The organism is Streptomyces katrae (assembly GCF_000966975.1).
In the GTDB taxonomy this organism is placed as follows: Bacteria; Actinomycetota; Actinomycetes; order Streptomycetales; family Streptomycetaceae; genus Streptomyces; species Streptomyces katrae.
The window spans coordinates 1-361 of sequence record NZ_JZWV01000133.1; the positions used below are offsets into that span (position 1 = coordinate 1).

The 361-nt window shown below is 75.1% G+C and carries 1 protein-coding gene; it reads left to right on the forward strand.

Annotated elements, in window-relative coordinates:
- The coding region (locus tag VR44_RS07055) for a lytic transglycosylase domain-containing protein (RefSeq protein ID WP_045946515.1) at positions 1–361 on the forward strand (361 nt) is incomplete at both ends.

Consider the following 361-nt stretch of genomic DNA (forward strand, 5'->3'; position numbering starts at 1 on the left):
TGCAGTTCATCCCCTCCACCTGGGCGGCCTGGGGTCAGGACGGCAACGGCGACGGCCGGCGCGACCCCAACAACGTCCACGACGCGGCCCTGGCGGCCGGACGCTACCTCTGCGCCGGGAACCGGGACCTGAGGACGGGCGACGGCCTGGACCGGGCCGTGCTCTCGTACAACCAGTCCGCGGAGTACCTGCGGACGGTGCGGTCCTGGTACGCGTACTACCTCCAGGGGGCGCACGAGGTCCCCGACGGCAGCGGTGCCCCGCTCCCGGCCCCGGGCACCCCGAAGCCGAGCCCGAAGCCGACGCCCAGCCCCACGCCGACGCCCACTCCCAGTCAGACGCCGGGCCCGAAGCCGACGCC